Raw genomic sequence first — 22,867 nt, forward strand, 5'->3', positions numbered from 1 at the left:
ATTGCTTGAAGATCCGCCGGCTGTCCGCGCCACAGGATCGCGCAGACCAACGACGCGGCGCCGCAAAGGTTCCGTGGCGTTCCAAGGAGTCTCGCGGCTGCCTCGCTCACACCTTTGCCGCCGAGAAGAAGAGGAAGCGCGGCTTGGTCGACAGGCTTTCATACGCCTTCGGAAAAAGGGAACGGGCCTTGGGGTCCGGCTGCGGTTCGCTCACCGTCTCGATGCGAAACTCCGCCGACGCGAGCGCGTCGATCATGGCATGAAGAGGCCGATGCCAGAAGCGCATCTTGATCGTCCTGCCGCCACGCTCCCAACTATCGTCGAAGCTGTAGGTCTCGAAATAGTTGTCATGGCCGGAGAGCTGATGATCCATGAACGGGTGGTGCGTCGAAAAGACCAGGCGGCCGCCCTTGGCCAGCACGCGATTGAACTGGCGGAGAGGGGGCGACCAGTCCTGCAGATAGTGCATGACGAGGGACGCAAGCACGACATCGAAAGCGCCATCCTCGAAGGGCAGTGGTTCGTTCAGGTCGGCAACCAGCAATCGCGCCCGCCCTGCCAGGCGGCGATGCGCGATTTCCAGGAGGCCCGCGCTTCTGTCGATGCCGGTCAGCGTCGCCCCACGCTCCAGGAGCGCCGCGGCATGGGCACCGCCACCGCAGCCGGCGTCCAGCACCCGGAGCCCGGCGACCTCGCCAACGAGCGCAAGGGCGGCCGGCCGCTCGTAATAGGCGTTCCAGGCGTTATTCTCGTTGTCGGCATCATAGGCGGCCGCAAACGCATCATAATCATTCTCAGGCAAGATTCCCTCCGCGCGGGCTGACCTTTGGATGAGCGCCTGGATTGCGAGACAATCATAACCTGTATTCTAACGGCGGCCCAATTTCCCTGGCAAGCCAGGTGTCGCGCGAGAATGGCCCGGCGTGAGCGCCAAAGCGCGTCGCAATCTTGCGCTTTAAGTCTTTGATATTTCGCCTGTCGTTATCGCAAACCCGCACTTTTGCGCGACTTAGGTCTTGCGGATGATGCTGCCGAGCGGCCGCTTCAGCAGGCTTTCCCGGAGCGACCCCTCGCGGGGCCGATCGCCGGCGGCCGGGGAGCCGTGTCCGGTCGGCGCCGCCGCCCCGAAGCGGGGTGCTGGCTGCTCGGCCGCGGGCTTTTCGTTCAGAAGCTGTTGGCGGATCTGGTTGAAGCGCTCCAGCTCGGGATTGGGGGAAATGGTGGTGCGTGGAAGCATGTCCGGGCGGTAGGGCTCGGCAGCCAGAGCCGAGTCCGCGAAGCCTTGTTCCGTCTCGCTTGCGGATCCGGCTCCGAGTTCGCTATCCCAGAGACGCTCTTCGCTGCCGGTCGACGCTGCCATGTAGCTCTGCTGGAAGCTGGAAATATCCGGCCCGTTGATCGCCCGCATGCGGCTGACGATCGAACGCAGATCGACGGTCGGCGGCGCGTCCACATCGATCCGGTCGACGATGCCGTGGGCGCGCGGCAGGCGCTCTTCGGAGATGCGGGAAAAGCGCATGCGCATCGGCACCGCGACGGCCTCACCGAAGGCGATCGCTTCGCCGTTGCCGATCGAGGAGATGAAGCTGGTGGTGGAGGTCGACGAGTTCGGAATGGCCGAACGGATGATCTCCTGGTCGCGGTCATTGGCAAGCCGCATGGCAAAGACCGTCGAGCATTGCGAAAGAATCGTCGGGTCCAGTTCGCCGGGGCGCTGGGTGATGACGCCGAGCGAGACGCCGTATTTACGGCCTTCCTTGGCGATGCGGGCAATCGCCTGGCGGGTCGGCAGGAAGCCGAGCGTGGGATCGGCCGGCACGTAGCGGTGCGCCTCCTCGCAGACGACGAGCATATGAATACCGCCATTGCTCCACAGGCCGATTTCGAAGGCCATGCGGCAGAGCACCGACGCGACGGAATTGACGACTTCCGAGGGAATGCCGGCAAGCTCGAAGGTGGCGATCGGCTTCCCATCGCCGGGAATGCGGAAGATCTTGGCGATCGTGTCCTGGATGGTGTCGGTGATGGTGTTCGAGGAGAACATGAAATGGTAGCGCGGATCGTTGATCGCCGAGACGATCTTGACCTTCAGCGAGCGCAGATGCGGCTTGTCGTTGCGCCCCTCGAGCCGGCCGATGCGTTCGTCGATCAGCGACAGGAGGTCGGCGATGCGGTAGGGCACCGGCGTATCCGCGGTTATCGAGCTTTTCTCGGTCTGGCGCCGCATGAGGCTGGATTCGCCGCCTCGGAAAGCCTTCTTCGCTTCGGGAATGATGTCGCGCAGCATGTCGAGCTCGTCCGGCGGCGCCGGGCGGCCGCGGAAGATCACCTCGGCGAATTCCTCGAGGCGGAAGAACCAGAAGGGCAGGTCGAGCGTGTCGGTGTCGATGACGACCGCAAGCTCCGGGAAGGCGGCGGCGAACTCGTTGTGCGGGTCGAGGATCAGCACGCGCAGCTTCGGATCGGAGGCGATCGCCTTGTTGAGCAGCAGCGTCACCGCGGTCGATTTACCGACGCCGGTCGTTCCGACGATGGCGAAGTGCTTGGCGAGCATCGAGGGGACGTGGATCGTCGCGTCGAGGCTTTCGTCCTGGGTGAGCTTGCCGATGATGCAGCTATCGCTGCGGCCGGAATCGTAGATGCGGGCAAGGTCGGCCGCGCGAATGCGGTGCACGATGGCGCCGAGATAGGGATATTGGCTGATGCCTGCGGAAAATTCCTCGCGTCCATCGGGTCCTATGTGGACCTCGCCCATCAGCTCGACTTCGATGCGGAAGGTGTTGTTGGCTTCCTCGCCCCATTCGGCCGAGGCGGTCTGCATGGAATAGACCAGAGCCACGACACGGTTCCTGCCGACGGAAATCGAGATCAGTCGCCCGACCGACCAGAGTTCGGTCAGCGAGGTCTCGCCGTTTTCGGCGACGGCCGCGATGGTGGCGCGCGCGCCGTTGCACGCGACGACACGCCCCAGGAACCGGTTGCCGGGCTTCAGGCCGTCACGGCGATCCTGCTCTCCTGCGCGGATCGAGGAATGAAGTTCATTGTTCAGCAACGCAAAAACCCCGGCATCACAACCGCTCATGTTAGCCGGGGGGATTTAACAAGTGGTTTCGCGGATTTGCCCGACGTTCAGCCCAGGACGTGGCGAAGGACACCGGCCGAGGTGACGTCGATCAGCACGGTAGCGAGGCCGCTCGGCGAACAGGGAGAACCGGGTCGGCTTGATAAAAGTCAATGCGCTTCGGCCGGATGCGGAATAATCATAGTGCCGTGACCAGCCGATCCGGCCGGGCGTCGAATCCGGTTGGCCCGGCGGCCGCGACGGTGCGGCCGATCACGGATGGTTGCGGGTTCGCGTGGGGGGGGGAGGCGGCCATGGGCAGTGCATTGGATTATTTGCGCCGGACACCCATTCTCTGGCTGCTTGTCTTCGTACCCGTCGTCATCGCGGGGGAGCATATCTGGCCCGGCGCGCACACCTTGCTCTTCCTGCTCTCTGTCGCCGCCATCGTGCCGCTTGCGGCCCTGCTCAGCCAGGCTACGGAGGCGGTTGCGGCACGGACGGGCGATACGATCGGCGCGCTCCTCAATGCGACGCTCGGCAACTTGACGGAACTCGTCATAGCGCTGATGGCGCTCAATGCCGGCCAGTATCTGCTGGTCAAGGCATCGATTGCCGGTGCGATCGTCACCAACACGCTGTTCATGCTGGGTGGCTCGTTCCTCTTCGGGGGGCTGCGCCATCACCTGCAGGAATTCAACCGGGTGAATGCGCGCTTCCAGGCAAGCCTCCTGTTCCTGGCGACGGTCGCGGTGCTGGTGCCGTCGCTGATCGGCAGCGCCGACAGCCAGCCGCAGACGGCCTTCACCCAGCAGCTCAGCGCCGGCCTCTCCATCGTGCTCATCGTCGTCTATGGGCTGTGGATGCTGTTTTCGCTGAGGACGCACCGCGAGCTCTTCGTCTCTGCCGGCTCCGGGCATGGCGAGGACGAAGTGCATTGGCCGTTGGCGACGGGCATAGTCGTGCTTTTGGCCGTCACGGTGCTGGTGGCGCTGGTCAGCGAGGTCTTCGTGGGATCGGTGCAGGTGGCGGCCGAAGAGCTCGGCATGACGCCGGCCTTCGTCGGCTTCATCGTGGTGGCCCTGGTCGGTGCCGCCGCCGAGATGGCGACGGCCTTCGCTGCGGCGCGCAAGGACCGGCTGGACTTGAGCGTCGGCGTCGCGCTCGGCAGTGCGGCCCAGATCGCCCTCTTCGTCGCGCCGCTGCTGGTGCTCTTGAGCTATGTCATCGGCCCGCAGCCCATGAACCTGCAATTCTGGCCGGGTGCGGTGGTGATGATGCTGATCGCGACAATGGCCGCAACGCTGCTTTCCAACGGCGGGCGGTCTGCCTGGTACATGGGCGTTCTGGCGCTGACGGTCTATGTGATCTTCGGCATGACCCTGTTCCTGCTGCCGCCGCAAGTGCAGCCGTGAGGCGCACCCGCCGGCTGGCTCGTTCCCGGTTCGAACCCGGCCCGGGGAGCCAGACGACAAGCGGAAATGATCGGGAAATGTTCGGGCCAGCCGATTGCATCACGCCGGCAACCCTGCCTTCAGCAGGCCCTGGCGAAACAGATCACGGTGCTCGTCTCGCTCGAGCAAGAGGCCGCGCCGGATGAAGTCTTCCGTCGAGAAGTCCGGGCACACCTGTAGAAGACGGGCCTTCGTCTCTTCGACGGAGGCCGCGTTGGCGGACTGGGCGTGGCAGGCGACGAGGCGTGCGAGCGTGAAGGGGCCGGGATTGGGCAGTTCCTTCAGCGCCGCCGCGGCCTCTTCGTAGCGGCCGAGGATATAGAGGGCGTTGCCGAGCGTGGCGCTGTACCAGGGCGGCGGAAACGGGTTCAGCCTGAAGCCTTCGTTGATCCACTCCATCGCCTCATCGAGCTTGCCGCGCCGCGCCAAGAGCCCTCCCATCTGCACCAGCGTATTGGCGTCGTTCGGGTTGAGCAGATAGGCGCGGCGATAGTGCCGCTCCGCCAACTCGAATTCGCGACGATAGAATTGGATGATCGCCAGCATGCGCTGGCAACCGCTCTCGGCCTCATCGAGCGAGACGGCCTTTCGCGCGATCGCGAGCGCGGCGTCGAGAACGTCCGATGGCGCGTTGCCGTAGCCTTGTTCGGCGATGATGGCGAGCGCCAAATAGGCATGGGCGAGGGCAAACTGCGGGTCGCGGTCGACGGCCGCCTGGAACATGGCATGCGCCTGCCGGTTGTCGTCCGGCTCGTAACCGCGAATATGCGCAAGCCCGCGCAGGTAGAATTCATAGGCTGCAAGGCTCTTCGGCGGCTTGCGCAACGCCTGGCGCAGGTCTGCGCTTTCGATCTGGCCGACGAGCGTGGAGACGATCATTCGCGTTACGTCATCCTGAATGGCGAAAATATCCGTCAGCCTGCGGTCGTAATGTTCTGACCAAAGATGGGTTCCGCTGGCGACCTCGATCAGCCGTGCGGTGATGCGCATGCGCTCGCCCGCCCGCCGGACGCTGCCGTCGACGAGATAGGTGACGCCGAGCTTGCGGCCGATCTCCTTTATGTCGGCGTGCTCGCCGCGAAAGCTGAAGGAGGAACTTGCGGCGGTGACGGAAAGGGCGCGGAACCGGGCAAGGCCACCAATGATATCCTCGGTGATGCCATCGCTGAAGAAGGTCTGGTCCGGCGCGTTGCTCAGGTTCTCGAAAGGCAGGACGGCGATCGACGTGCGCGCGCAGGCTTGCGACATCGATGGGCCGATCGTCGGCGCGTCCGTCCAGTGCCAGACGTGGATGGGCCGGGTGATGTTCTTCAGCGCGATCTCGCCGCCGTCGAGGAAGGCCGATCGGCCCTTGGCGCCGAGTTGCCGATGGACGACATCGGCGATGCAGATGCCGCCGGGGGTGGCTGAGGCCTGGAGGCGGGCGGCGACGTTGACGCCGTCGCCGAGCAGATCGTCGCCTTCGATAACGACGTCGGCAAGGTTGATGCCGATCCGGACGAGGATGCGGTCGTCGGTCGGCTGCTCCTGCTGGTCGCAAGCCAGCGCCTCCTGCAGCGATATGGCACAGTCCACCGCATCGACGGCGGAGTTGAAGACGACGAGCGTGCCGTCGCCCATCAGCTTGACGATCCGGCCGCCGCAAGCGGTGATGCCGGGCGCAAGGATGGACGTCTGCAGCCGCTTCATCGTGTCGAGCGTGCGGGTTTCGTCGGCCTCCGTCAGACGGGAATAGCCGACAATATCGGTGGCCATGATGACCGCAAGTCGCCGCTCGACGCGCCCGTTTGCCATCCCGCTCTCCGCATGCCGCGTGTACTTTAGCGTGTTCTCATGGGTGCCGGAAGATGATTGCGCTTACGGCTGTGCCCGTCCCATCTGTTCCTGCAGAAACTCGATGAAGCGCGGGGTCTTGGCCGGCAGCAGCCGGGTTTCGGTGATGGCGTGGATCGCGATGGAGGTGCCCGCCCAGCCGGCAGCACGCACGGCGCTCCAGCTTGCGGCCGACAGGTCTGGCGGAATGCGCGCGGGCAGCCGCGCGCGCTTTTCCTCCGCTGGGACATGGCAGCGTCGCCGATCGATCCCGTCAGGGGTCGATCGTGCGTTCGTCAAGGCAGCCGGCGGGCAACGGCCCGTTGCCGCGACGACTGCCATAACACCAGCATCGCAACCACCAGCAATAGCGCCTCCGCCGTCGGCGTCGCGAACCAGATGCCGGGTTCGCCGAAGGTCGACGCGTAGAGCGCGACCAGCGGCATGGTGAAGAGATAGGGCTTGGAAAGCCCCAGGATCGCCGCCCGGCCGGCATCGCCGATTGCCTGGAAGTAGCTGCCGAGCATGATCAGCGGACCCGAGAAGAGGTACATCGCGACCATGGCAGGCATGATGCGCGCGACGTCGGAGACGACCGCATCGCTGTCGACGAAGAACGCGCCGACCGGCCCGGCAAATCCGACGAGCAGGACTTCGATCGCAAGGCAATAGAGGAGCGCCACGAGCAGGCCGAGGCGCAGCATGCTGTTGGCCCGATCGGCGAGGCCGGCGCCGATGTTGTTGCCGACGATCGCCTGCATCGCCTGGCTCAGCCCGAGAAGCGGCAGCAGCGCGAAGGTCATGACGCGGGTGATGATGCCATAGGCGGCGACCGTGGTGTCGTAGCTCTCGGCCGCCGTCTTCTGCAGCGCGGTCATGATCGTCATCGAAACCAGCGCCATGCCGATGAAGCCGAGGCTTTGCGGGCTCCCGAGCGCGATCATGCGGCTCCATCCCGTCAACGGGCTGTGCCGGAACAGGGCCGAGAGGCGGAGCTCGGTGCGTCCGACGATGCGGAAGAGGACGATGAGGCCAAGCGCCAGGAGCTGGGCGAGAACCGTGGCCGTGGCGGAGCCCGCAACGCCCATGTCCAAGAGCGCGATCAGCACATAGTTGAGGGCGAGGTTTGCGACCGAGACCAGCAGGCTGAGGCCTGCCATCAGCCCGGCGCGGCCCTCGCAGCGGAGCGCATCCGAATGAACCGCCAGCAGGAACTGGATGGGCGTGCAGAAGACGATGATCGCGATATAGCGGTAGGCCATGCCGGCGAGGGCACCCGGACCATTGGCGAGCATCAGCACCAGTGGTTCGCCGAAGGTGACGAACAGGCCGGCCAGCACCGCGGCGATCGTCAGCGCCAGCATATGGGCGCCGGCGAAGACGCCGCGGGCGTCCGTAAAACGGCCGGCGCCGAGATGGCGGGCGAGAAGGCTCGCCATGCCGCTGACGACGAGGGTTGCCAGCGCCACCGTGAGGATGAAGATCGGGAACACCGTGGTCACGGCGCCGACGGCATCGGCACCCACATAAAGGCCGAGCATGACGGCATCGACCACCGTCAACAGCCCGTTCATGCTCATCACGAAGATGATCGGCAAAGCCGTCTTGGCGAAGATCGCGCCTAGGGGCGCCGTCAAAAAGGTATTATGCCTGGAAATGTCCTTGGACATCCAACGCTCCTTGTCTTCGCATTTCGATTGGGAAGAGGAGGGGCTCGCATTGCCTGCCACACGAAATGCGATCGGGGCGAGAGGGTGTCGTCAGATGTCAGATTTCACCGGGACGAAGACGTCTGCGAGCGGCGGGGATCTGAAGCCCGCAATGGAGGTAGCGCCAAGCCGCATCGCCGTCAAGCCGGGGCTTCGATGGCCCTTGCGCGTCCGTGCAGGCCGGCGCCATGCCGTCATCGTCATGCTCCCGGTCGCCCCTTTCTCGGCCGGCCACGCGGTCGAGCGCTTCGGTTTGCGCAACAATGTTCCGCACAGGAACCGGATCGTGTAACTAAAAGCCGTTGACGCATGGGGGTTTTGTGGTTATCAAATCGCCCCATGAAAAATTTCGCGGTTATTCTTGTGGTGGGACGGCGCATGGGCAGGATGGTGTAACCATCCGGCGGTAGCCACCCATGCGCTGAACGAGGCTCCTGACGGGGCCTTTTTTTATGCCTTCAAACAAGCTAAGCACCCAACGGGAAAAGGGACGGAAGCAGGTCAATGAGCGGTACAGAAAATCAGATGACAGGCGCGGAGATCGTTCTCCAGGCTCTGAGAGACAACGGCGTCGAGCATATCTTCGGCTATCCCGGCGGCGCCGTGCTTCCGATCTACGACGAAATCCACCAGCAGGACGATATCCAGCACATCCTCGTTCGCCACGAGCAGGGCGCCGGCCACATGGCCGAAGGTTATGCCCGCTCGACCGGCAAGGTCGGCGTCATGCTGGTCACGTCCGGTCCCGGCGCCACCAATGCGGTGACCCCGCTGCAGGACGCGCTGATGGATTCGATCCCGCTCGTCTGCATCTCCGGCCAGGTTCCGACCTCGCTGATCGGTTCCGACGCCTTCCAGGAATGCGACACCGTCGGCATCACCCGGCCGTGCACCAAGCACAACTGGCTGGTCAAGGACGTCAACGATCTCGCCCGCATCATCCATGAGGCCTTCCGCGTCGCCCAGTCCGGCCGCCCGGGCCCGGTCGTCGTCGACATCCCGAAGGACATCCAGTTCGCGACCGGCACCTACACGCCGCCGTCTGCCGTCCCGACCCAGAAGAGCTACCAGCCGAAGACGCAGGGCGACCTGAAAAAGATCGAGGAAGCGGTCGAGCTGATGCGCACCGCGCGCCAGCCGATCATCTATTCCGGCGGCGGCGTCATCAATTCCGGTCCGGAAGCCTCGCATCTGCTGCGCGAGTTGGTCGACCTGACAGGCTTCCCGATCACCTCGACGCTGATGGGCCTCGGCGCCTATCCGGCTTCGGGCAAGAATTGGCTCGGCATGCTCGGCATGCACGGCACCTACGAAGCCAACATGGCGATGCATGATTGCGACGTCATGATCTGCATCGGCGCCCGCTTCGACGACCGTATCACCGGCCGCCTCAATGCGTTCTCGCCGAACTCCAAGAAGATCCACATCGACATCGATCCGTCGTCGATCAACAAGAACGTCCGCGTCGACGTTCCGATCCTCGGCGACGTCGGTACCGTCCTCGAAGACATGGTTCGCCTGTGGCGCGCGGCTTCCAAGTCGGCCGACAAGGCGCGTCTCTCGGACTGGTGGGAGACGATCACCAAGTGGCGCGCCCGCAACTCGCTCGCCTACACGCCGAACGACGACGTCATCATGCCGCAATACGCGATCCAGCGGCTCTATGAGCTGAGCAAGGACCGCGACACCTACATCACCACCGAAGTCGGCCAGCACCAGATGTGGGCAGCGCAGTTCTTCGGGTTCGAGCAGCCAAACCGCTGGATGACCTCGGGCGGCCTCGGCACGATGGGTTACGGCTTCCCGGCGGCGATCGGCGCGCAGGTCGCGCATCCGAACAGCCTCGTCATCGACATTGCCGGCGATGCCTCGATCCAGATGTGCATCCAGGAAATGTCCTGCGCCGTCCAGTACGGCCTGCCGGTCAAGATCTTCATCCTCAACAACCAGTACATGGGCATGGTGCGGCAATGGCAGCAGCTCTTGCACGGCAACCGCCTGTCGCACTCCTACACCGAGGCGATGCCTGACTTCGTCAAGCTGGCGGAAGCCTATGGCGGCGTCGGCATCCGCTGCGACAAGCCGAGCGAGCTCGACGCTGCGATCCGCCAGATGATCGACACGCCGGCACCGGTCATCTTCGATTGCCGTGTCGCCAATCTCGCCAACTGCTTCCCGATGATCCCCTCGGGCAAGGCCCATAACGAGATGCTCCTGCCCGACGAAGCCACGGACGAAGCGGTCGCCAACGCGATCGACGCCAAGGGCCGTCAGCTCGTCTGAGATAGGTAGAGGAACCAATTGAAATGAACGCACACCTTCAACCGACCGGCTCCGCCTACTTCATTGCCAAGGAGACCGAGCTCGCCGAAACCCACACGCTTTCGGTCCTCGTCGACAACGAGCCGGGCGTCCTTGCCCGCGTCATCGGCCTGTTCTCGGGCCGCGGCTACAACATCGAAAGCCTCACGGTTTCGGAAACGGAGCACGAGGCGCATCTGTCGCGCATCACCATCGTGACGCGCGGCACGCCGCACGTGCTCGACCAGATCAAGAACCAGCTCGAGCGGCTGGTGCCGGTGCACCGCGTCGTCGATCTGACGGTGCGCGCCGCCAGCCTCGGCCACGACCGCCCGATCGAGCGCGAACTGGCGCTCGTCAAGGTTCAGGGCTCGGGCGACCACCGTGTCGAGGCGCTGCGTCTCGCCGACGCCTTCCGCGCCTCGGTCATCGACGCAAACATCGAGCATTTCGTCTTCGAAATCACCGGCAAGCCGTCGAAGATCGAGCAGTTCATCGCCATCATGAAGCCGCTCGGCCTCATCGAAGTCTGCCGCACCGGCATCGCGGCGATGAACCGCGGCCCGCAGGGCATGTGATTATTGAGCCGGTGAGGGGGAATTGCCCCTCTCCTCGGGTTTATCCCGAGGACTAACTCTCTCCCCGCAGGCGGGGAGAGAGGACGGTGCCGAGCGTGCCGCGGCTCTGTTGACCTCCCAAAACGAATATATGCAGGTAGCATTCGGTGTCTTGGTACCGGGTGCTCGCCGCGCGTTTCCTTCTCCCCGCGTGGCGGGGAGAGGTGGTCGGCAGGCCGGATGAGGGGGCAGGTGAAGCCCTGGAACGTCCATTGAATCGGGAGAATCTTTCTGCTTCCAGCGATTCCACTTGAGAGTGGGGTGTTCTGGTGGACGCTGTTACACCATTCGCTCGGTTGACTTCGCCGGCATTTCTCGCCGACTAATCCCGGATGGAAATCCGAAGATATCGGGTGCCGGATGAGTTCCACGACGATGCGGGCATTGGTTCTGACACGATACGGCGGTCCCGACGCTGCTGAGTTGCGCCACGTGCCGCGTCCGCGACCGGCGCGTGGCGAAGTGCTTGTCCGGGTGTATGCCGCAGGTCTCAATCCCATCGACTACAAAACGCGCCAAGGTGCTCTGAGGGTTGTCCAGCGCTATCCATTGCCGATCGTCATGGGTAACGAGCTTGCCGGCGTGGTGGAGGAACTGGGAGAAGACGTCACGTCCTTCACCCCGGGAGATCGTGTCTTTGCGCGCATGCCCAAGGATGCCATGGGCGGCTTGGCCGAGTATGCGGTCGTCCCTGCGAAGCTTCTGGCGAGGATGCCCGCGTCGATCGACTTCTGCACCGCGGCTGGCGTGCCTCTCGCCGGCCTCACCGCATTGCAGGCGCTCCGTAACGAACTCGACGTGAAGCAGGGCAACAGGATCTTCATATCCGGCGGCGCAGGGGGCGTCGGCACCTTCGCCATCCAGTTGGCAAAAAGGCTGGGGGCAGAGGTGACGACCACGGCATCGGCTCGTGGCCGTGCGCTTGTCGAAGAGCTCGGCGCGGATGTGGTGATCGACTACACGACACAACGGTTCGAGGAGTGCTTGCACGACATGGACGGCGTCTTCGATCTGCTTGGCGGCGAAGCGCTCGAAAGGTCGTTCGGCGTGGTCAAGCGCGGCGGAAAAGTGGTTTCCATCGCCGGCATGCCCGAGCCTGAAACCGCGCGGAAGGATCTCGGCGGTGGCGTGTTCCTGACGGCGCTTTTCTGGCTTGCATCCTACAGGATACGCGCCGTCGCCAGGAAACATGACGCTACTTACCGCTATCTATTCATGCATCCTGATGGCGCCGAGCTTGCCGGGCTCGCCGATCTTATCGAGACCAAGGCGGTCAGGCCCGTCATCGACCGAGTGTTTCCGTTCAAGCATGTTTCGGAAGCCTTTGCCTATCTGGAATCCGGCCGGGCCAAGGGCAAGGTGGTGGTGGAGATCGAAAGCCGATAAGCCCGCTTGCGCGGCCAGCGCTCAAATCATCTCCAGCGAGCGCTTGCGCTTCGGCGGCGGGAAGGTGCGGTCGAGGTCGGCGAGGTCGTCCGCCGTCAGGTGAATATCCATCGCGTCGCGGTTTTCGCGGGCGCGTGTCGCCGAGCCGGTCTTCGGGATCGAGATCACTCCCGGGCGGGTCTTGAGGAAGGCGAGGGCGATCTGGGCCGGGGTCGCCTGGTGCGCCTTGGCGATGTGGATGAGATCGGGGTTGCGCAGCAGCCGGCCCTCGTCGAGGGGCGAATAGGCCATGATCGCGATGCCACGTTGCTGGCACCAGGGCAGAAGGTCGAACTCGATGCCGCGGCGCGAGAGGTTGTAAAGCACCTGGTTGACGGCGACATGTCTGCCGTCCGGCACCGACAGAAGTTCCTCCATGTCGTCGACGTCGAAATTCGAGACGCCCCAGGCGCGGATCTTGCCGGCTTTTTTCAATGCCTCGAAAGCCGCAACCGTTTCGGCCAGCGGATAGCCGCCGCGCCAGTGCAGTAGATAGAGGTCGATATGGTCGACGCCGAGATGTTTCAGGCTGCGCTCGCAGGCGGCCTCGGTGCCGAGCCGGCTGGCATTCGACGGCAGCACCTTGCTGACGATGAAGGCCTCGTCGCGCCGACCGCGCACCGCTTCGCCGACGACCCGTTCCGAGGCGCCGTTGCCGTACATTTCTGCGGTATCGATCAGCGTCATGCCGAGATCGAGGCCAAGCTGGAGGCTCTTCACCTCGTCGGCCGCACGCGAGGCCATGTCGCCCATGCGCCAGGTGCCTTGCCCCAATACGGGCACGCGGCTGCCATCGGGCAGCGTCGTTGTCGGGATGGGATCGTGCATGCTGTTCTCCTCGCGGGCGAATAGGTCGGACGGCGGTCGTCCAGTCCGACCGGCAATCTAGCGCAAAGTGGCGCGCTTTCGAGCCCATGTCCTCACGCAAAGCTCTCTTGCGCTGCAGGCGGCTAATCTCGCGTGAAAGTCGTTGATAATGCGCTTCGTCAATATGTCATGGTGACAAGTTCGCGGCTGGTGCCGGCCAATAGGTCAATTATGCTGACCCAATTAGTCCGGAGGAGACCCATGCAGGCCGATACGCTGCTGGCGCTGTTTTTGTTTGCTTTCACCACATCGATCACGCCGGGACCGAACAACATGATGCTCTTCGCATCGGGCGTGAATTTCGGCTTCGTGCGCACCGTGCCGCATATGCTGGGCATCGGCGCCGGTTTCTTCGTGCTTCTGATCGCCGTCGGCTTCGGCCTCGGTGCGCTGCTCCATTCCGTGCCGCTGCTCTATACCACGCTGAAATTTGCCGGCGGCGCCTATCTCGTCTGGATCGCCTGGAAGATCGGGACCTCGCGTTCGCTGGGCGAGGGCAAGGCGGGTTCCAGCCCGATGACCTTCCTGCAGGCGGCCGCCTTCCAATGGGTCAATCCCAAGGCCTGGGTCATGGCGGTTTCGGCCATGGCGAGCTATACCAGCAGCGAGAGCTACCTGATGAGCGTTCTCGTCGTCGGTCTCGTCTTTGCGTTTGTCAACGTGCCGAGCGTCTCCACCTGGGCGGGCTTCGGTTCGGCGCTCCGCCAATGGCTGTCCGAGCCGTCGCGGCTGAAATGGTTCAACATCACCATGGCGGTGCTGCTCGTCGTCAGCCTCTGGCCGATGCTGAAATAGAGAAAAGCCGGAAGGCCGTGGAGCTGCCCGCCGGTTTCGGCGGGCGCGATTCTGCACTACAGCGCCGCGCGTCTTCTGAGACGCGCAAAGGTCGCTGCAGCACTTTGACTTGCTGCATGTCTTTGTCCTTAAATCGAGCTCGATTTAAGGAGACATACAGTCGTAATGACGCGATTTCCCGGCGGAGGAGCCAGGCATGCCCGAACACCATCATGGCCACGATCACGACCATCACCACCACGACAACCATTTCACCGACATGGAAGCGCGGGTGAAGGCGCTGGAGACGGTGCTGACCGAGAAGGGGTTGATCGATCCGGCGGCGATCGATGCGATCGTCGAGACCTATGAGACGAAGATCGGCCCGCGCAACGGTGCGCGCGTGGTGGCGAAGGCCTGGGTCGACGCCGATTTCGCCGATTGGCTGAAGCGTGACGCCACGGAGGCGATCGCCAGCCTTGGCTTCACGGGCCGCCAGGGCGAGCATATGCGCGCCGTGTTCAACACGCCCGACACCCATAACCTCGTCGTCTGCACGCTCTGCTCCTGCTACCCCTGGTCCGTGCTCGGCCTGCCGCCGGTCTGGTACAAGGCGCCGCCCTATCGTTCGCGCGCCGTCATCGATCCGCGCGGGGTGCTTTCGGAATTCGGCGTGACGCTGCCGGAGGCGACCCGTATCCGCGTGTGGGATTCGACGGCGGAACTGCGCTATCTCGTGGTGCCGGAACGGCCGGCGGGCACCGAAGGCTTCAGCGAGGAGGAACTGGCGGAACTGGTGACGCGCGATTCCATGATCGGCACCGGCCTGCCGCTTTCCGCGGAGGCGCTTCGATGAACGGCCCGCACGATCTCGGCGGCGCCCACGGCCTCGGGCCGGTGGCGCCGGAAAAGGACGAACCCTATTTCCATGCGGAATGGGAGAAGCGGGCGCTCGGCATCACGCTCTCCTGCGGTGCCTTCGGCGCCTGGACGATCGACGAAAGCCGGCATGCGCGCGAAAGCCTGCCGCCGGCGACCTATCTCTCGGCGAGCTATTACGAGATCTGGACGCGGGCGCTGGAGACGCTGCTGAAGCGCCACGGCTTCGTAAGCCAGGCCGAACTCGACGGCGGCCACAGGCTGGAACAGGGGGCGACCCCGAAGCGGGTGCTGAAGGCCGACATGGTTGCCGGCGTGCTCGCCAAGGGTGGCCCCTGCGACCGTCCGGTCGAGACCGCGCCGCGCTTTGCCGTCGGCGACCGGGTGCGCACTAAGAATTTCAATCCGGAAACCCATACGCGCCTGCCGCGCTATGCCCGCGCCAAACTCGGTCGGGTGGAGGCGGTGCAGGGCTCCTTCGTCTTTCCGGATGACAACGCTCATGGCCGCGGCGAAAATCCGCAATGGGTCTATACCGTCGTCTTCGACGGGCCCGAGATCTGGGGCGAGGGCGCCGACCCGACGCTGACGGTCTCGATCGATGCCTGGGAGAGCTATCTTGAACACGTGTAAGGTGGTGTCGCCGCTCATTGCCTCGGCCGAACTGCCGAAATCGCCGGAGGGCGATCCGGTTTTCGCCGAGCCCTGGCAGGCGAACGCCTTTGCCATGACCGTGCGCCTGCACGAAAAGGGCGTGTTCTCCTGGCCGGAATGGGCCGAGGCGCTCTCGGCCGAACTCTATAAGCCCGGCCGCAAGGCGGATGCCAGCGACTATTACGACTGCTGGGTGGCCGCTCTCTCGCGCCTCGTCACCGAACTCTCGATCGCCTCCGGGCGTGAACTGGAACATCTGACGCGGAGCTGGCAGCGGGCGGCGGAAGCGACGCCGCATGGCCAGCCGATCGTGCTCGCCAACGATCCTGAGCGCCCCTGACGTCGAAGCTCCGGCCGAAATGGCAAGTTGATCACAGCCGGATTTTCACGTAGAGGCTGCTAAGCTAAACGATCCGGGGCTTGCCGTGGGTGAAACGCGATATCCTTTTTCCTCCACGGAGGCGGCGGCGAACGTATTCGGAAGAACGCCGCTACAGCGTCTCAGCACATGGCTGGAAACGAAAAGGATGGCCCGGCGCGAGAGGAAGAAGAAGCGCCGGCACGAGTTGACCTGCCTCAACGCGCGGGGGCCGGCGACCCTGGCGTCCGACGATATCCCGTTGATGTTCATCACCCATAACGACCTCAAGCTGATGCCGTCGTTCCTGGCGCATTACCGCAAGCTCGGGGTAACACGCTTCATCTGCGTCGACGACGTCTCATCCGACGGCACGCGCGACTATCTGGTGGCGCAGCCGGACGTCGACGTCTGGTCGTCCATCGTTCGGTTCAAGGAGGCGCGGCGCGGGCGCGAGTGGCGGGAGACGCTGTTCGAGCGCTATGGCACCGGCCGCTGGTACGTCAATGTCGATTCCGACGAGTATCTCGTCTACGACGGCTATGAGGAACGCGGGCTCGGCTGGCTCATTCCGGTGCTGGAGCGCATGGGCGCCCGCCGCCTGCTGGCCCCCATGCTCGACATGTATCCGGTCGACCTGGAGGGCGCCGACGTCGATAAGCTGCAGCAGCAGGCTCCCTGGGAGATTGCCGATCATTTCGACGCTGCCGGCTATACGATGTGCGCGATGAAGCGGGCCTTTTGCGTCAAGGGCGGACCGCGCCGGCGCAAGTTCGGCGCCGACCTGGAGATGGTCAAATATCCGCTGATCTTCTGGGACCGCGAATGCTGCTTCGGCCCCAGCATCCACCAGCCCTTGCCCTATGACAGGAATTTCCCGGCCGCCATGGGCGTGCTCTTGCATTTCAAGTTCTTCGCCGATTATGCCGAGGTCGTCGACGCGGCGGCGGCAGGCGGCCAATATTTCGATGCCTCCGCCGTCTATGTGAAGATCAAGGAGAGCATTGCAAATAACGGCGGCCTGCAATTGACGTCGGACGTATCGGTACGCTTTACCGGATCGAGACAATTGCTGGATCTCGGATTCATAACGCGGCTTGAGCGCGCCTGACACGCCGCCCGGAAAAATAGCTTGGAGTGAGAATGGGGAAGGCGAAACTCGTCGTTCTGTTTCCGGTCTTCAATGGGGCGAAGACCTTGGAAAAGTGCCTGCAATGCATCGCGGATCAGGATTTCAAGGATTTTCGCGCCATCATCGTCGAGAACCGGTCGACCGATGGTTCGCTGGAGATCGCCAGGGCCTTCGCGGCGAAAGATCCTCGTTTCGAGGTGCTCGAGAACGAAGTGCATCTCGACGCCGACGAGAACTTTCTCAAGTGCTTCCGCCTCGGTACCGAGCTCGGCGAATATTTCTGCCTCCGGGCTTGCGACGACTATTCGACGCTCGACTACCTGTCGCGCCTCGTCGCAGCGCTCGAGGCGGATAAGACCAAGCTCCTGGGGGCTTCGGACGTCCGGCGGATCAACAATGGCAAGGGGCGCCTTGCGACCCCCAACCGCGACGTCTTCAATTTTGCCCAACGCATCCGCGACGGTAAAATCCCGCGCAATCTCAGCTATCCGTCGGAATGGGTGTACGGCATCTATCGCGCGGAGGGCAGCCTGGAGATCCTGCTCCGCCGCTATGCGGAGTTCAGCTACCCCTGGACCGGTGCCTCCTACATCATCACGGAGTTCGTGGTGCGCGATCTCGTCGCCTATGTGGAAGGGCCCGAGTTCCATTTCATCGAGGGTTCGGGATCGGTTCAGCGCTATGGGGCCAAAACCTTCCGGGAGAAATTTGCGCAGCGCTGGGAATATACGGTCGGCTGCTATCGGCTGAAGGACAAGCTGCCGCCGATGTCGCCGTGGACGCGGTTCCTGCTGTTCCGCATGTTCTGGAACGACGCGCGCCGCAAGACCCGCTACAAGCTGCTCGGCTTCTTTTGAGCGGATGAAATGCGAAAGTGAGACGGCACGTCGCCGTCTCAGCTTCCCGTCGCCTCGCCCCTGTCAAACTGGCGGTAGCACTCGCGGGCCACCTGCTGCAGCAGGTTGCGCGGCACCTCGCCGGTGACGGCGTAGCCGATCGGGCCGTCGATCCAGTAGAAGGTCTCGACGCCGTCGGCGCTGTCGACGCGGAAACTGGTTTCGCGGTTGTCGTCGTTGCGGCCGAGAAGAACGGTCAGCCGGCGTCCGGTGCCATCCTCATACATGAACATCGCCCCCGCCTTGCCGTTGACCGGCAGCAGCCGGCCGCCGACCAGGGAGAAGCCGAGCGAGGAGAGATCGGGGATCGACAGCGGGTGGTCGAGGCGTTTTCCGAGCCAGCTGGCAAGATGGCTCTGTTCGTCGGCGCCGACTTCCACCGCGTGGCGCACTTCGCTGGCATAGACCAGGAAGGCCGATTGCGCCTGTCGCGGCAGGCTGTCGGCGGTCTCGATCGCTCGGCTGTCGCGATCGGCCGAAAGCAGCGCGGGCGCATAGAGGCCGGTAAGCCCGCCGGCGGCAAAAAGTGCGAGACCGGCGGCGACGGCGCGCAGATGGCGGATGGCGGAGCCTGTGTCCTTGCCGTTGTTCTTGTCCGGGTTCGGTTGCGGAAGATCGCTGTGGCTGCTGTTCGAGAGCAAGGCGCGATCGCGCGCGTCGCTGCGGGCGTAACCGGCGAAGAGCGCACGGAGGTCCACCGCCTGCGCCTGCCATTGCCTGACTTCTTCGGCGCGCGCGGGGTTGCGCTCCAGCCATTGCTCGATCCGGTCGCGTTCCCGCGCGGTCAAGAGACCGTCGACATAGGCGTGCAGGTCGTCTTCGGAGACGGTGTTGAGATCTTCCGTCATTTCGGTCTCCGCATGCTGATCACATTGTCGTCCTTCATGGCTTCGGCCAACTGGCGCCGGGCGCGCGAGAGCCTCGACATGACAGTGCCGATCGGAATGGCCATCATCTCGGCCACGTCCTGGTAGCGGTACCCCTCGATCACCACGAGCATGAGCACCGAACGGTTTTCGGCCGAAAGGCCGTTCAGCGCCCGTTCGAGCTTGGAGCGCTCGAGCGGATCGCTCTCGCGGTTCTCTGCCTCGAGCCCCAGATCCTCATCCAGCGCCACCTGCGGGTGCATGGCGAGGTAACGATGCCGGTTGCGCCCGAGATTGGTCATGATGGTGAAGGCCCAGGCGCGCAGATTGACGCCGCGCCATTGCGCGCGGCGCGCCAGCACCTTCTCCACGCAATCCTGCAGAAGGTCCTCGCCGTCCGGGTCCGAACGCACGAGGCTGCGGGCATAGCGCCTCAGCGCCGGCACGAGTGCCAGCACATCCTCCTCGAACCGGTCGGATGCGGGGGGATCGCCCCCCGCATCCGCATTTCCGCCATTACGGCTTTGCGACATCCCATTCGCCCTTCACGCCGTCGCCGGTAATGTCACCCATCTTCTTGTCCTTGACGAAGAAATACAGCGGCATGCCGTCCTTCGCCCATTGCTTCTTGCCGTCCTTACGCTCGACGATCGTATAGGCGCCTTCTGCCTTGGCACTGGCTTCCGCCAGGAAGGGCGGCCAGTTCTTGGCGCACTTGTCGTAGCAACTGGACTTGCCGCCATGGTCGTCCTTGTAGGTATAGAGCGTCATGCCGTTTTCGCCGGCCAGTACCTTGCCCTTGGCCGATTCGACTTCCTTGACCGGTGGCGCGGCAAAGGCCGTGGCGCCGGCGGCAAGGAGCATGGCGATCGTCAATGCAAACGTTCTCATGGCAATTGTCCTTCCTCAAGATGGTTTTCGTATCCGGAAACGGGCGAATGCCTCCTGGAGCGCCGTGCGTTCAGATGAACGCACCAAGGTCGCTCCAGGACTTCGATTCCAGAGCATCTTCCCGCCTCCAAGTGATGCTACTTGAAAGCGGGATGCCCTAGTCCCGTTTCCGTAAGAGCCGCGTGCTTGCAGATCCGACCGTGAGACACGGTGCGCGGCGGATTTATTCCCGGAAAACTGGTGGCAGTTTCGGCCGGCCTTTTGGCCGCTACTGCATGTCTTTGTCCTCAAATCGACCTCGGTTTAAGGACAGCGACCTTTGCGCGTCTGATAAGACGCGCGGCGCTGTAGGCACCGCCAGGCGTATAGACGTCGAGCGGTTCAAGCCCGGTCGGCGACGAAGCGGGCGAGCGCCGGGCCGATCATGGTGATGATCAGCAGGCGGGCGGTCTGCAGCGCCATGACGAAGGAGAGATCGACGTTGCTGGAGGCGGCGATGACCGCGATCGAGTCGAGCCCGCCGGGGCTGGTGGCGAGATAGGCGGTGAGGGGATCGATGCCGACGACCTTGATCAGGAGCACCGCGAGCAGACCCGAGAAGGAGATCAGAACGATGATCGAGAGGACGGTCGGCACCAGGGCGCGGCGCGCGTGGATGAGGATCTGGCGGGTGAAGCCGAGCCCGATATTCCAGCCGAGCAGAGCATAACAGAGCCCCAGCAGCCACTGCGGCAGCACCGTGGTCATGACGCCGGTGACGTTCAGCACGGCGCCGAGGAGGAACGGCAACAGGAAGGCGCCCGCCGGCACGCGCAGAATGCGGCCGGCAAGGGCAGCACCGAGCCCGACGGCGATGGTCTCGAGGAAGGGGAGGCCGGCGACCGGCGCGAACCAATGGGTGGTCTGCTCGGCTTCCGTACCGGTGACCCACATATGCGCCACCACGGTCGCGGTGCTGGCGACGAAGATCACGCGCAGATATTGCATGAAGGCGACCAGGCGGGCGTCCGCGCCGTAGGCGTCGGCCATCAAAAGCATCGTCGAGGCGGCACCGGCGGAAGAGCCCCAGATCGCCGTCGTGCCCGGCAGGATGCGCATGCGGGTGATCACCCAGCCGCAGAGCGTGCTGACGGCGATGACCGAAAGGATGACGGCGAGGAACAGCGGCCAGTTGCCGGAGAAGGTTGCGAGCATGCCCGGCGTCATGGCGCCCGCGATCATCATGGCCAGGATGAACTGCACGCAGAAGAAGAGCTGTCGCGGCAGGCGGATCGTGCCGCCGTTCAGGCCAACGAGCACCGCCGCAAGCATCGGCCCCATCAGCAGCCCGGCGGGAATGCCGACGAATTCGAAACAGGTGGCAAGCACGAGCGACAAGGCCGCAAGCAGGCACCATTGCAGCCACGGCGGCAGCCGTCCGATGCCGACCTTTTCCGGAGGGGACGCGGCTTTGGACTTGTCGGTCGTCACGGGCATTCTCCGGCATGGCCCGGAAAAGGCGGGAGCGGCCATTGGTGGCCGGCCTTAACGGGCTTCGAGCGATGGTCTGCACTGCAGCACCGCGCGTCTATGGGACGCGCAAAGGTCGCCGCAGCGCTTCGAGTTGCTGCAGGTTTCCTTAGATCAGAGTGGATTTAAGGAAACATGCAGCGGCAGGATCGCGGCGCCATCCCGTCCCGCTCGTTAGCAACAATGCGGCGTTGCATTCAAGGGGCACGGCAAGAAAGTGCCACAGCCATCGGCGGCCGCAAATGAGCGGAGCGCCGCCGCGGCCGTGTGATCGACGGCCGGTTATGAGAAAAAAACGTGAACAAAACATCTCCGATCCGAACGGCCGGATGGCCGCGATCAGGCGAAAGGCATTGATTTTGCGTGGTAATTCCCTCAGTTGTCGAGAAGCGCCTTCCAAACTGCCGTCCCGGCATCCGCGCTGCCCATAAATCCGGGCTTGCTTGTGCCGCCCGAATCCTGACACTCAACCTCATGCAGTTCGCACCGCAACAGGATGAGGCCCTCAAGGCCGTTTCGCAGTGGCTGAAAGAGGGCCGCTCGCCGCTCTTCCGGCTGTTCGGCTATGCCGGCACCGGCAAGACGACGCTTGCGCGCTATTTTGCCGAACATGTCGATGGCGAGGTGCTGTTTGCCGCCTTCACCGGCAAGGCCGCGCAGGTGCTGCGCTCCAAGGGCGCCAGCAACGCCAAGACGATCCACTCGCTGATCTATCGTCCGCGCGGCGAGGAGGAGGTTTCCGACGAGGAAACCGGCAAGACCTCGATCGCGCCGATGTTTGCGATCAACCGCCAGAGCCCGGTCGCGAAAGCCGCGCTGATCATCGTCGACGAATGCTCGATGGTCGACGAGGCGCTCGGTAAGGACCTGATGAGCTTCGGCACGCCGATCCTGGTGCTCGGCGATCCCGGGCAACTGCCGCCGGTTTCGGGCGGCGGCTACTTCACCAACCAGGAGCCGGACTATCTGCTGACGGACATTCACCGCCAGGCGCGTGACAACCCGATCATCCAGCTTGCCATGCAGGTGCGCGAAGGCAACGAGATCATGCATGGCGACTACGGCACCACGCAGGTGATCGGCCGCGGGCAGGTGAACCAGGAACTGGTGCTGGAAGCGGACCAGGTGCTTGTCGGCACCAACAGGACCCGCCGGCGCTACAACCAGCGCCTGCGCGAGCTCAAGGGCTTCACCAGCGACTATCCGCAGTCCGGCGACAAGCTCGTCTGCCTCAGGAACGATCCGGCCAAGGGCCTGCTCAACGGCTCGCTGTGGCAGGTGATGAGTTCGTCGAAGGAAACGGTGAAGCCGGGCATCAACCTGATGATCCGGCCGGAAGACGACGACATGGATCGCGGTGCCGCCAAGATCAAGCTGCTGAAGGCGGCCTTCGAGGATGTCGAGGGCGAGATCCCCTGGCAAACGCGCAAGCGCTACGACGAGTTCGACTACGGCTACGCGCTGACGGTGCACAAGGCGCAGGGCTCACAGTGGAACAACGTCGTGCTCTTCGACGAGAGCTGGGCCTTCCGAGACACCCGCGAGCGCTGGCTCTACACCGCCATCACCCGCGCGGCGGAGCGACTGACCATCGTTCGCTGACCGATCTCGCTGATCGAGGTGGACACGACCGACGGGGAGGGGCGACGTTTCCGATCAGCA

22 protein-coding genes are annotated in these 22,867 nt (G+C 64.0%); 12 read left to right on the forward strand and 10 right to left on the reverse strand.

All coding sequences use genetic code 11. From position 1 onward, the window contains the following. Window positions 1-106 precede the first annotated feature (106 nt). Both ACQ5BM_RS01185 and ACQ5BM_RS01190 read right to left on the reverse strand, forming a co-directional pair. Entirely contained in the window at window positions 107-802 is a 696-nt protein-coding gene (locus ACQ5BM_RS01185; RefSeq protein WP_429806700.1) for a class I SAM-dependent methyltransferase, read from the reverse strand. Window positions 803-1,009: 207 nt separating this feature from the next. Further along, a complete protein-coding gene (locus tag ACQ5BM_RS01190; protein WP_429806702.1) occupies window positions 1,010-3,052 on the reverse strand; it encodes an ATP-binding protein in 2,043 nt (680 codons plus the stop codon). Between the two features lie 323 nt (window positions 3,053-3,375). Between ACQ5BM_RS01190 and cax the strand changes: the two genes are divergently transcribed. Next, on the forward strand, window positions 3,376-4,476 hold the full coding sequence (gene cax / locus ACQ5BM_RS01195; RefSeq protein WP_429806704.1) for a calcium/proton exchanger: 1,101 nt from the start codon (window positions 3,376-3,378) through the stop codon (window positions 4,474-4,476). 99 nt (window positions 4,477-4,575) lie between these two features. On the opposite strand, the gene ACQ5BM_RS01200 is transcribed toward cax, so the two are convergent. The 3 genes from ACQ5BM_RS01200 to ACQ5BM_RS01210 form a co-directional block, all read right to left on the reverse strand. Beyond that, on the reverse strand, window positions 4,576-6,309 hold the full coding sequence (locus ACQ5BM_RS01200; RefSeq protein ID WP_429806706.1) for a tetratricopeptide repeat protein: 1,734 nt from the start codon (window positions 6,307-6,309) through the stop codon (window positions 4,576-4,578). A gap of 63 nt (window positions 6,310-6,372) precedes the next feature. Then, on the reverse strand, window positions 6,373-6,627 hold the full coding sequence (locus ACQ5BM_RS01205; RefSeq protein WP_429806708.1) for a hypothetical protein: 255 nt from the start codon (window positions 6,625-6,627) through the stop codon (window positions 6,373-6,375). Beyond that, window positions 6,624-7,997: an MATE family efflux transporter gene (locus ACQ5BM_RS01210; protein ID WP_429806709.1), complete on the reverse strand. Its 1,374-nt coding sequence runs from the start codon at window positions 7,995-7,997 to the stop codon at window positions 6,624-6,626. Before ACQ5BM_RS01210 ends, ACQ5BM_RS01205 begins: the two co-directional genes overlap by 4 nt. Window positions 7,998-8,091: 94 nt before the next feature. On the opposite strand from ACQ5BM_RS01210, the gene ACQ5BM_RS01215 reads away from it, so the two are divergent. From ACQ5BM_RS01215 to ACQ5BM_RS01230, 4 genes are all read left to right on the forward strand, one after another. Then, window positions 8,092-8,328, forward strand: coding sequence for a hypothetical protein (locus ACQ5BM_RS01215; protein WP_429806710.1), 237 nt, complete (start codon window positions 8,092-8,094; stop codon window positions 8,326-8,328). 212 nt (window positions 8,329-8,540) lie between these two features. Then, the gene (locus ACQ5BM_RS01220; protein ID WP_429806711.1) at window positions 8,541-10,319 is read left to right on the forward strand and encodes an acetolactate synthase 3 large subunit; all 1,779 of its coding nucleotides are present in this window, start codon (window positions 8,541-8,543) and stop codon (window positions 10,317-10,319) included. Window positions 10,320-10,342: 23 nt separating this feature from the next. After that, the gene (gene ilvN, locus ACQ5BM_RS01225) at window positions 10,343-10,915 is read left to right on the forward strand and encodes an acetolactate synthase small subunit (RefSeq protein WP_429806713.1); all 573 of its coding nucleotides are present in this window, start codon (window positions 10,343-10,345) and stop codon (window positions 10,913-10,915) included. Window positions 10,916-11,314: 399 nt separating this feature from the next. Then, entirely contained in the window at window positions 11,315-12,340 is a 1,026-nt protein-coding gene (locus ACQ5BM_RS01230) for an NADP-dependent oxidoreductase (RefSeq protein ID WP_429806715.1), read from the forward strand. A 21-nt stretch (window positions 12,341-12,361) separates the two neighbouring features. On the opposite strand, the gene ACQ5BM_RS01235 is transcribed toward ACQ5BM_RS01230, so the two are convergent. Then, window positions 12,362-13,207 (reverse strand): aldo/keto reductase, encoded by an 846-nt coding sequence (locus ACQ5BM_RS01235; protein ID WP_429806717.1) that lies wholly within the window; start codon window positions 13,205-13,207, stop codon window positions 12,362-12,364. Window positions 13,208-13,447: 240 nt separating this feature from the next. On the opposite strand from ACQ5BM_RS01235, the gene ACQ5BM_RS01240 reads away from it, so the two are divergent. From ACQ5BM_RS01240 to ACQ5BM_RS01265, 6 genes are all read left to right on the forward strand, one after another. Further along, window positions 13,448-14,041 (forward strand): LysE family translocator, encoded by a 594-nt coding sequence (locus ACQ5BM_RS01240; RefSeq protein WP_429806718.1) that lies wholly within the window; start codon window positions 13,448-13,450, stop codon window positions 14,039-14,041. Window positions 14,042-14,237: 196 nt separating this feature from the next. Then, window positions 14,238-14,876, forward strand: coding sequence for a nitrile hydratase subunit alpha (gene nthA / locus ACQ5BM_RS01245; RefSeq protein WP_429806720.1), 639 nt, complete (start codon window positions 14,238-14,240; stop codon window positions 14,874-14,876). Then, on the forward strand, window positions 14,873-15,532 hold the full coding sequence (gene nthB / locus ACQ5BM_RS01250; protein ID WP_429806722.1) for a nitrile hydratase subunit beta: 660 nt from the start codon (window positions 14,873-14,875) through the stop codon (window positions 15,530-15,532). Before nthA ends, nthB begins: the two co-directional genes overlap by 4 nt. Beyond that, on the forward strand, window positions 15,519-15,893 hold the full coding sequence (locus ACQ5BM_RS01255; RefSeq protein WP_429806724.1) for a nitrile hydratase accessory protein: 375 nt from the start codon (window positions 15,519-15,521) through the stop codon (window positions 15,891-15,893). The genes nthB and ACQ5BM_RS01255 overlap by 14 nt, the downstream gene beginning before the upstream one ends. 187 nt (window positions 15,894-16,080) lie before the next feature. Next, window positions 16,081-17,022, forward strand: coding sequence for a glycosyltransferase family 2 protein (locus ACQ5BM_RS01260; RefSeq protein ID WP_429806726.1), 942 nt, complete (start codon window positions 16,081-16,083; stop codon window positions 17,020-17,022). 32 nt (window positions 17,023-17,054) lie between these two features. Continuing rightward, entirely contained in the window at window positions 17,055-17,900 is an 846-nt protein-coding gene (locus tag ACQ5BM_RS01265) for a glycosyltransferase family 2 protein (RefSeq protein WP_429806728.1), read from the forward strand. A 38-nt stretch (window positions 17,901-17,938) separates the two neighbouring features. Here ACQ5BM_RS01265 and ACQ5BM_RS01270 read toward each other — a convergent pair whose 3' ends face one another. From ACQ5BM_RS01270 to ACQ5BM_RS01285, 4 genes are all read right to left on the reverse strand, one after another. Beyond that, window positions 17,939-18,787, reverse strand: a complete 849-nt coding sequence (locus ACQ5BM_RS01270) for an anti-sigma factor family protein (protein ID WP_429806730.1) — start codon at window positions 18,785-18,787, stop codon at window positions 17,939-17,941. Then, window positions 18,784-19,338 carry an RNA polymerase sigma factor gene (locus tag ACQ5BM_RS01275; protein WP_429806732.1) on the reverse strand — a complete coding sequence of 185 codons (555 nt, stop codon included), beginning with the start codon at window positions 19,336-19,338 and terminating at the stop codon, window positions 18,784-18,786. The genes ACQ5BM_RS01270 and ACQ5BM_RS01275 overlap by 4 nt, the downstream gene beginning before the upstream one ends. Beyond that, window positions 19,322-19,696 carry a COG4315 family predicted lipoprotein gene (locus ACQ5BM_RS01280; RefSeq protein WP_429806734.1) on the reverse strand — a complete coding sequence of 125 codons (375 nt, stop codon included), beginning with the start codon at window positions 19,694-19,696 and terminating at the stop codon, window positions 19,322-19,324. The genes ACQ5BM_RS01275 and ACQ5BM_RS01280 overlap by 17 nt, the downstream gene beginning before the upstream one ends. Window positions 19,697-20,077: 381 nt before the next feature. Continuing rightward, the gene (locus ACQ5BM_RS01285) at window positions 20,078-21,172 is read right to left on the reverse strand and encodes an AbrB family transcriptional regulator (protein ID WP_429806736.1); all 1,095 of its coding nucleotides are present in this window, start codon (window positions 21,170-21,172) and stop codon (window positions 20,078-20,080) included. A gap of 507 nt (window positions 21,173-21,679) precedes the next feature. Here ACQ5BM_RS01285 and ACQ5BM_RS01290 point away from each other — a divergent pair. Further along, on the forward strand, window positions 21,680-22,807 hold the full coding sequence (locus tag ACQ5BM_RS01290) for an ATP-dependent DNA helicase (RefSeq protein WP_173517113.1): 1,128 nt from the start codon (window positions 21,680-21,682) through the stop codon (window positions 22,805-22,807). Window positions 22,808-22,867: the final 60 nt, after the last annotated feature.

This window comes from Ensifer sp. B1-9 (genome assembly GCF_050474445.1).
Lineage (GTDB): Bacteria > Pseudomonadota > Alphaproteobacteria > Rhizobiales > Rhizobiaceae > Ensifer.

Bases quoted from the DNA above. Each gene is read 5' to 3' on its own strand.
- cax (WP_429806704.1), top strand. From the start codon at position 3,376: ATGGGCAGTGCATTGGATTATTTGCGCCGGACACCCATTCTCTGGCTG.
- ACQ5BM_RS01200 (WP_429806706.1), bottom strand. From the start codon at position 6,309: ATGGCAAACGGGCGCGTCGAGCGGCGACTTGCGGTCATCATGGCCACC.
- ACQ5BM_RS01210 (WP_429806709.1), bottom strand. From the start codon at position 7,997: ATGTCCAAGGACATTTCCAGGCATAATACCTTTTTGACGGCGCCCCTA.
- ACQ5BM_RS01215 (WP_429806710.1), top strand. From the start codon at position 8,092: ATGTCAGATTTCACCGGGACGAAGACGTCTGCGAGCGGCGGGGATCTG.
- ACQ5BM_RS01220 (WP_429806711.1), top strand. From the start codon at position 8,541: ATGAGCGGTACAGAAAATCAGATGACAGGCGCGGAGATCGTTCTCCAG.
- ilvN (WP_429806713.1), top strand. From the start codon at position 10,343: ATGAACGCACACCTTCAACCGACCGGCTCCGCCTACTTCATTGCCAAG.
- ACQ5BM_RS01230 (WP_429806715.1), top strand. From the start codon at position 11,315: ATGAGTTCCACGACGATGCGGGCATTGGTTCTGACACGATACGGCGGT.
- ACQ5BM_RS01235 (WP_429806717.1), bottom strand. From the start codon at position 13,207: ATGCACGATCCCATCCCGACAACGACGCTGCCCGATGGCAGCCGCGTG.
- ACQ5BM_RS01240 (WP_429806718.1), top strand. From the start codon at position 13,448: ATGCAGGCCGATACGCTGCTGGCGCTGTTTTTGTTTGCTTTCACCACA.
- nthA (WP_429806720.1), top strand. From the start codon at position 14,238: ATGCCCGAACACCATCATGGCCACGATCACGACCATCACCACCACGAC.
- nthB (WP_429806722.1), top strand. From the start codon at position 14,873: ATGAACGGCCCGCACGATCTCGGCGGCGCCCACGGCCTCGGGCCGGTG.
- ACQ5BM_RS01260 (WP_429806726.1), top strand. From the start codon at position 16,081: ATGGCCCGGCGCGAGAGGAAGAAGAAGCGCCGGCACGAGTTGACCTGC.
- ACQ5BM_RS01265 (WP_429806728.1), top strand. From the start codon at position 17,055: ATGGGGAAGGCGAAACTCGTCGTTCTGTTTCCGGTCTTCAATGGGGCG.
- ACQ5BM_RS01270 (WP_429806730.1), bottom strand. From the start codon at position 18,787: ATGACGGAAGATCTCAACACCGTCTCCGAAGACGACCTGCACGCCTAT.
- ACQ5BM_RS01275 (WP_429806732.1), bottom strand. From the start codon at position 19,338: ATGTCGCAAAGCCGTAATGGCGGAAATGCGGATGCGGGGGGCGATCCC.
- ACQ5BM_RS01280 (WP_429806734.1), bottom strand. From the start codon at position 19,696: ATGAGAACGTTTGCATTGACGATCGCCATGCTCCTTGCCGCCGGCGCC.
- ACQ5BM_RS01285 (WP_429806736.1), bottom strand. From the start codon at position 21,172: ATGCCCGTGACGACCGACAAGTCCAAAGCCGCGTCCCCTCCGGAAAAG.
- ACQ5BM_RS01290 (WP_173517113.1), top strand. From the start codon at position 21,680: ATGCAGTTCGCACCGCAACAGGATGAGGCCCTCAAGGCCGTTTCGCAG.